This window comes from Shewanella surugensis, assembly GCF_023284005.1.
Taxonomy (GTDB): domain Bacteria; phylum Pseudomonadota; class Gammaproteobacteria; order Enterobacterales; family Shewanellaceae; genus Shewanella; species Shewanella surugensis.
In genome coordinates this window covers 1-7,097 of record NZ_JAKIKS010000186.1, presented here as the reverse complement: position 1 = coordinate 7,097, position 7,097 = coordinate 1, and the positions used below count along the sequence as shown (strand labels likewise).

The following is a 7,097-nucleotide window of genomic DNA, read 5'->3' as shown; positions in this document are numbered from 1 at the left end:
AAGGTGTTCGATCAGGGTCATTGGGTTACCTCTCAGAAAGTGAGGTGCGATTAGATCACAGTAATTCAGCAGATTCAATCTTTGTTAACAAAGTGCGATCCCGCCCTGGGGAGGCGATTGGAACTACCCCATTGATTATATGCATTTTGAAATATACAGAGATAATTCGATACTTTTTCTGACTATGGATAAAGATGAGTCAATTACATACTTTGATCAATATAAAGCGTTTTATCATCATTGCAAAGCAATCTACCCAGCAGAGTATAAAAAAAGGAATTTTAGTGACTTAAGTCGGGCAATAGCGATAAAAGAAAATGAAATGTCAGTCGATATATATGTTGACCTAGTAGAGGGCTTTGATTATTTAATGGTGCAGTCTACTGACATGGTCGATAATCCAAGCCGAGCGTATTGCTTGTATGATACGGATCCTGGACGTTATCAATATGAACAGTCTTCACCACTATCAATTCGGCAGTATCAGCAATCGATACGCTTCGAGAAATAAAATAAGCGAAGTAGGTTGAAGGATAAGAGAGGCTGTTGCTGCGTGGCTTGAGCCTCTGGATACCTTCAAAGTATGATGAGACATACATGTTTTGTTATTCGATAAAATATACTCAATCATTTTAAGTGGTTAATATTTTTGTATTAAGCCCCCGAGAACTCTCCTAGTTAGTTGACTCAAAAAGCGATTTATAGGTGTAGCTCTGTGCGAATTGTGTTATTTTGCACGGCTTTTCAATCGGGGGGGCTTTGAGTATGTTTATTGGATTTGATTATGGTAGTGCCAATTGTGCGGTGGGGATCATGGAAAATGAACAGTTTCGTCTATTGCCATTGTCTAAAAATTCGCATTACCTTAGCTCAACGTTATATGCTTTAGATAGAGATTTGATTTGTGAAGCGGTGTTGCATGGCCTACCGACTAATGAACAAGCCCAGTATCGACAACTTCGCCGTACGCAATTAGCGCGGGCGGCTCATGCAAGACGTGAGCTTGACTTGCGACCGGATGAGCCTGCGGTATTTGTGGGCGAGCAAGCCATTGAAGCTTATCTTGATATGCCTGATGAAGGGTTTTATGTACGCTCACCTAAATCTTTTTTAGGGGCAATCGGCCTGAGACAAGATCAAATGTCGCTATTTGAAGATATTGTGACTTTGATGATGCAATATATCAAACGTCAAGCTGAGTCACATTTATCTGAAGGACAGAGTATTACCCATGCAGTGATCGGACGGCCGGTTAATTTTCAGGGGATTGGCGGAGAGCAGAGTAATCAGCAAGCAGAAGCTGTTTTGCGGATTGCGGCTCAGCGGGCAGGCTTTCATGAAGTGGCATTTTTATTTGAACCCATTGCAGCAGGCATGGATTATGAAGCCAGACTGGAAGACAATAAAACGGTGTTGGTGGTGGATGTGGGTGGCGGTACCACAGATTGCTCGGTGGTGAAGATGGGACCAGCTCATAGCCAATATCGAGAACGTAATGATGATTTTTTAGGTCATAGCGGCCAAAGAGTCGGTGGCAATGATTTGGATATAGCCTTATCGATGGCCGCTTTTATGCCCCATCTTGGTTTAGGCAGTTTAATGAACAATCAATTACCTATGCCCAATCAGCCTTTTTGGAATGCGGTTGCGGTGAATGATGTTAGTGCGCAACGTGATTTTTCCAGTTTAGGCGCTCGTAGGCTCATTGAGTCGCTGATCACAGATGCACAGCAACCTGAGCTGCTTGCTCGATTATTAAAAGTTCAGCAGCAGCAGCTAGGTTACCAGTTGGTTCGCAGTGCAGAATCCGCTAAAATTGCTTTATCAGAGAAAGAGAGTGTGACCATTGATTTATCGTATATCTCAGCTGATGTAGAGGCTAAGGTAAACGATCCTCTGTTTGAGAATGCAATCGAAATGCCGCTAACGCGAATAGAAGCTTTGATGAATGAAGCATTAACAAAAGCCAAAGTGATGCCGGATGTGATTTATGTCACTGGTGGCACAGCAAGAAGCCCTGCCATCTATCGTAAAATATCCAGTTTATACCCTAACGTGACGATTGTGGTTGGCGATCATTTTTCGAGTGTTACAGCGGGCTTAACGCGCTGGGCACATAAGGTTTTTGCTTCATGATTTTAAATTAAATATCAAATTAATTAATAATAAAGCATTTGTAATCAGTATGTTATTATTTATTCGCGATTAAAGTTAATACAATAAGAAAAGAATAAGGATAAAGTAGTATGATGACACAGTGGAAGAGATTGAGATTACTTTTCACCCTCGGCTTAGGTATGTTGGTTCTTTTAGGTTGTGGAGATGATGTCGGCAAAGTGAGCCTGGGATTATTTACTACTAAAGATGTGGTGATTGATGCAAGGAAAGATCCTAAAATACCCGGGGTAACCTGCCATATTAGTCGCATTCAAGCAGATTTGGATTTTTCTGATCCCTCTGATAGTAGTATTGCTTGCCGCCAAACGGGACCTATTACAGCAATAGAGCTGGCTCATATCGATAAAAGCAAGAATGGTGAGATCGTGTTTAAAGCCTCTTTAAGTGTATTATTTAAATCACTTAAAGTGAGACGTATTTATGATGCAAAGAATCAAACATTATTGTATCTTTCTTATTCAACGAAAGAAATTAATGGCAGTTATAAGCATGCATTATCCAGTGTGCCTTTATATGGCACTCAAGCTTGGGTAAAACCTGTGGTGGCGAGTGAATAAGGTATGCGACATTGGCGATGAAAAATAACGGGCAATAACGTATTTGATATTCGCTTATTTATCTTGGAGGCGCTGTATTTTTATGAAAGTAGCATCATCAGTCAGTATCGGTATTGTTTTAGGGAGCGGCGCGGCAAAGGGCTGGGCGCACATCGGCGTGTTTAATGGATTGGCCAAAATGGGTATTTATCCCAACAAAATAGCGGGGTGTTCAATTGGCGCTCTTGTGGGGGCGGCCTATGCTGAAAACCATCTAACGGATTTAGAAAAATGGGTGCGGAGTTTCTCCAGTTGGGATGTGCTTAGGTTAATGGATTTGAGTTGGCGAAAAGGCGGACTGCTGGGGGGGGAGAAAGTGTTTGATGCTTGGCAAGATCAAATGGGCGATATTAATATTGAGCAGATGAGCCGCCCGTTTACTGCGGTTGCAACTGATCTTTATTCTGGACAAGAAATCTGGTTTAGAGAAGGTGACTTGCGTCAAGCCGTACGCGCTTCTTGTTCTATGCCGGGGATGTTTTCGCCGGTTAAAATTGGTGAACGTTGGCTGGTAGATGGGGCGGTTGTGAACCCGATCCCCGTGTCTGTTATTCGCGCCATGGATGTTGATGTGGTGATTGCTGTGGATTTGAACAGTCAAACTCGAGGCCGTATTTCAGGATTACCCATCAGTATGACGAGTGAAAAGCCCACCTCTCAAGAAGTGGTAGCAGCGAAAGCCCATAGTGATGAAGGTTTTATGGACTTACTGGGAAAAGGGCGGGAATATTTCACTAAATTAACCGATAAATTTGCCATGAGTCGCCGTTCAAATCCGAGTATGTTAGCGGTGATGTCTCAATCTATCGATATTTTAGAATTAAGACATAAACGAACCCGTTTAATGGGGGATCCGCCGGATATTTGCATTGTGCCTAAAATCGCCGATATTGGACATATGGAATTTCATCGTGCTGAGGAAGCCATTGCTGCGGGAGAATTGGCGGTGCAAGAAGTGGCTCATCTCATTGAAGCTGCTTTGTCACAGTATTGCGATCAAGCATGCCTTGCGAAAGCTTCGAAATAAGGCCTTGCTTATTAGTGACTCACTTTTCAGGATGGCTTTTGTTGTGATACTCAAGCCTGTAGAAGATAAAGGCTTGAGTATGTTTGATCTGAGTTCAGCTCAATGAATACTAATCGCTTAATTTAACCAGCATTTTTCCTTTATTTTTTCCTTCAAATAATCCAAGGAAAGCATTGGGGGCTTGTTCGAGTCCATGATAGATAGTTTGCTCAGCTTCAATGTTACCACTGGCTAGCCATTGGCCCATTAATGAAGTGAACTCTGGATAGTGTGCCCAATGTTCGAAGACAATAAAGCCTTCTATTTTCAATTTTTTTGCGATAATTTGAGCGAGATTACTAGGGCCGGGTGTCGGGATCGTGTCATTGTATTGGGCAATCATGCCACAAACCGCAATACGCCCATGATCTTTCATATTATTAAGGGCGGCAGATAAATGTTCTGCTCCTACATTTTCAAAATAGACATCAATACCTTCTGGCGCTGCAGTGGCTAAAGCAGTATTGAGATCGCCACAGGTTTTATAATTGATCACTTCATCAATACCTAACGCTCGTAAATGTTCTGCTTTTTCATCACTACCAACGGAAGCAATCACTCTAGCGCCCATGAGCTTACCTATTTGGCAAGCAACACTGCCAACCGCGCCTGCGGCAGCAGAGACAAATAAGGTTTCACCTTTTTGTAATGCCGCGATATGGTTTAGCCCTGTCCAAGCAGTCATCCCAGGCATGCCTAATACACCTAAAAAATGAGAAGGATCGATATCAACGTCGGGAAGGCGTGTGATCTCTTGACCTTGGCTGATAAAATGGCTGCGCCAACCTAGCATACTGGTGACTTTACTGCCGACAGGAAAGTCAGGATGCTGTGATTCAATCACTTCACCAATTGCGCCACCTTCGAGTACTTCTCCGATTTGAAAAGGGGGAATATAGCTTTTTCTGTCCATCATTCGACCGCGCATGTATGGATCGACAGACATCCACAGGTTTTTAACGAGAAATTCACCTGTTTGAATTGAGGGTAGATTTTGTTCTGTTAATTGGAAATTATTGGGAGTGGGTAAGCCTTCAGGGCGAGAATGAAGTTGGATTTGTTGGGTGATCATTAGAGTCCTTGCCTTTAGTTTGCGCGCAAACTAGTTTGCTTATTTGATTTGAGGTAACATAAAGCATACTCCCTTGAGAATATAAGTGTACCGTGAAAAGTGGATATCAAGACATTGAGCAGTCTAATGCTGTTAGTTTATCTGATAATGTGTGTTTTGCTTTATACACAGCGAGTAATGCGCTAATTCGCGCTTATCGACCATTATTAGAGCAATATGACTTAACGTATCCTCAATACTTGGTTATGCAATCGCTTTGGTTTGAGAGTGAGACCAGCTTAACTCAGTTGTCAAAGGTGACACGCTTAGATATGGGCACCTTAACGCCAATAGTGCAAAGGTTGGAATTAAAATCCCTATTGAAACGCTGTGTTGATGTGAATGATGAGCGTAAAAAAGTGATCAGTTTGACTGAGGAAGGTTTATCGATGAAACAAGATGCTTTGTTACTCAAGCAAAAATTGCTTGATAAGATGAAGATGTCTGCTGACGATATTGAACAGCTACGCACCTTGTGTTTAGGCATGCTCCTTGATTTGAGTTAATAGTGTATGCAAAACAACCAAGTTAACTAAAGATAAAGACAATCTGAAGTAATCCTGCCTGATATGCTGTTATAATGCAGGTAATGTTAAAGTATGAAGCCTCGGGTGTGTTACACCACTCGATTTATTGGTAAGGTTACCGCATGAATTTAAAGCAAGAACTACAAGATTTAAATGATAAATTAGATAAATCCCGTCGCAAGCTTGCAGCAGCGGAGCAGCGAGGAGATCGCGCCGTGATACTGCAGTTTAAGCAAGAAGTTAATGCGGTGACGAAGCGTATTAATAGTATTAAAAGCCAACAAACCAGGGATTTAGGTAAAACAGGTCAAAGTGTTAGAGACATGCCTTTTAAGCGTGCTTTAACCAAGGCTGAACAGGCAGACATGGGAAAATTAAAGAAATCGGTTAAAGGATTGGTCGTTGTTCATCCTATGACGGCTTTAGGGCGTGAAATGAGGATTAAAGACGTGACTGGTTTTGCTCCCGTGGCATTCTAGCTGAAAAGTGATGAATATCTGTCTCTGTTTCAGAGTCAATAGAGTATGATTATGGCTTAATTTAATGGAGTATGAGCCATTGTCATTTGGATTTATTGTTAAGACGTGTGTTATCTCAAAAATTGAGAGCTGTCGTTAAGGTTTTATCATGTCGATTAAGTATGTCGCTTCTTCTAAATTACCGACGCCTTGGGGCGTGTTTGATATGCATGGTTTTGAGGATAACGAGACCCATAAAGAGCATGTTGCACTGACTTTTGGTGAATTGGATGACAATACACCTATTTTAGGCCGAGTGCATTCCGAGTGTTTAACTGGTGATGCATTATTTAGTTTACGCTGTGATTGTGGCTTTCAGTTACAAACGGCGATGCAGCATATTGCAGAAGCAGGGCAAGGTTTTATTTTATACTTACGCCAAGAAGGGAGAGGGATTGGTTTACTCAATAAAATTCGTGCCTATGAATTACAAGATAAAGGCGCTAATACAGTAGAAGCGAATGAGCAACTTGGTTTTGAAGCCGATCAGCGTCAATACAATATGATTTTGCCTATGATGCAAAAAATTAATGTTAACAGCGTTAGGTTAATGACGAATAATCCCCGCAAAGTGAAGGCGATGAAGTCATTGGGGATTGAGGTGGTAGAACGTATTCCCTTGCAAGTAGGAAAAAATCGCTACAACGAACATTATTTAAAGACTAAATCGACGGAGTTAGGGCATATCATGTCTGAGTATCATTTTTCCGATAAAGATGAGTAAAGACTCATTGAATGATATCTTAGCCATTTGAAAATCTCCTTTTTCAGTGGTTAAGATATTGTTATTTTATTAATGAAGATTCATTTTTTTATTTTAGTCGCACTTACCTTGTAAACTCATTTTATAAATTAACAAATTAATCATTTGAATTATATGTTTATTTTTCCCATTGTTGATTATTATTTAAACAAGGGTAGGAATGTTTGTTTTAATCTTTACAAATATTTCTATTTTTCAAGGAATATATCTATTGCAATGAATCGTAAAGTAAGTGCTTAACTAAAAGTTATCGTATATTTTGACGGATAATTATCCATGATGTTTTTTACACTCTCTTTGAGTGCATCAAAAGTGATAAAATCATGGCAAGATAACCA

At 40.9% G+C, this 7,097-nt stretch carries 8 protein-coding genes; 7 read left to right on the top strand and 1 reads right to left on the bottom strand.

The features are described from left to right. The first annotated feature begins 322 nt into the window (after positions 1 to 322). The 4 genes from L2764_RS25035 (at position 323) to rssA (ending at position 3,801) form a co-directional block, all read left to right on the top strand. Positions 323 to 511: a hypothetical protein gene (locus tag L2764_RS25035; RefSeq protein ID WP_248943084.1), complete on the top strand. Its 189-nt coding sequence runs from the start codon at positions 323 to 325 to the stop codon at positions 509 to 511. Positions 512 to 765: 254 nt separating this feature from the next. Continuing rightward, positions 766 to 2,136 carry a molecular chaperone gene (gene yegD / locus L2764_RS25030; RefSeq protein WP_248943083.1) on the top strand — a complete coding sequence of 457 codons (1,371 nt, stop codon included), beginning with the start codon at positions 766 to 768 and terminating at the stop codon, positions 2,134 to 2,136. A 113-nt stretch (positions 2,137 to 2,249) separates the two neighbouring features. Continuing rightward, the gene (locus tag L2764_RS25025; RefSeq protein ID WP_376708492.1) at positions 2,250 to 2,735 is read left to right on the top strand and encodes a CreA family protein; all 486 of its coding nucleotides are present in this window, start codon (positions 2,250 to 2,252) and stop codon (positions 2,733 to 2,735) included. Positions 2,736 to 2,817: 82 nt separating this feature from the next. Then, positions 2,818 to 3,801: a patatin-like phospholipase RssA gene (gene rssA, locus L2764_RS25020; RefSeq protein ID WP_248943082.1), complete on the top strand. Its 984-nt coding sequence runs from the start codon at positions 2,818 to 2,820 to the stop codon at positions 3,799 to 3,801. A gap of 109 nt (positions 3,802 to 3,910) precedes the next feature. Here the strand turns inward: rssA and L2764_RS25015 are convergent, their stop codons facing one another. Next, complete coding sequence (locus L2764_RS25015) at positions 3,911 to 4,912, bottom strand: NADP-dependent oxidoreductase (protein ID WP_248943081.1); 1,002 nt, start codon at positions 4,910 to 4,912, stop codon at positions 3,911 to 3,913. Between the two features lie 92 nt (positions 4,913 to 5,004). On the opposite strand from L2764_RS25015, the gene L2764_RS25010 reads away from it, so the two are divergent. The 3 genes from L2764_RS25010 (at position 5,005) to ribA (ending at position 6,720) form a co-directional block, all read left to right on the top strand. Further along, complete coding sequence (locus L2764_RS25010; protein WP_248943080.1) at positions 5,005 to 5,457, top strand: MarR family winged helix-turn-helix transcriptional regulator; 453 nt, start codon at positions 5,005 to 5,007, stop codon at positions 5,455 to 5,457. A gap of 143 nt (positions 5,458 to 5,600) precedes the next feature. Further along, positions 5,601 to 5,957: a YibL family ribosome-associated protein gene (locus tag L2764_RS25005; RefSeq protein ID WP_248943079.1), complete on the top strand. Its 357-nt coding sequence runs from the start codon at positions 5,601 to 5,603 to the stop codon at positions 5,955 to 5,957. 148 nt (positions 5,958 to 6,105) lie between these two features. Next, positions 6,106 to 6,720, top strand: coding sequence for a GTP cyclohydrolase II (gene ribA / locus L2764_RS25000; protein WP_248943078.1), 615 nt, complete (start codon positions 6,106 to 6,108; stop codon positions 6,718 to 6,720). The last annotated feature ends 377 nt before the right edge of the window (positions 6,721 to 7,097 follow it).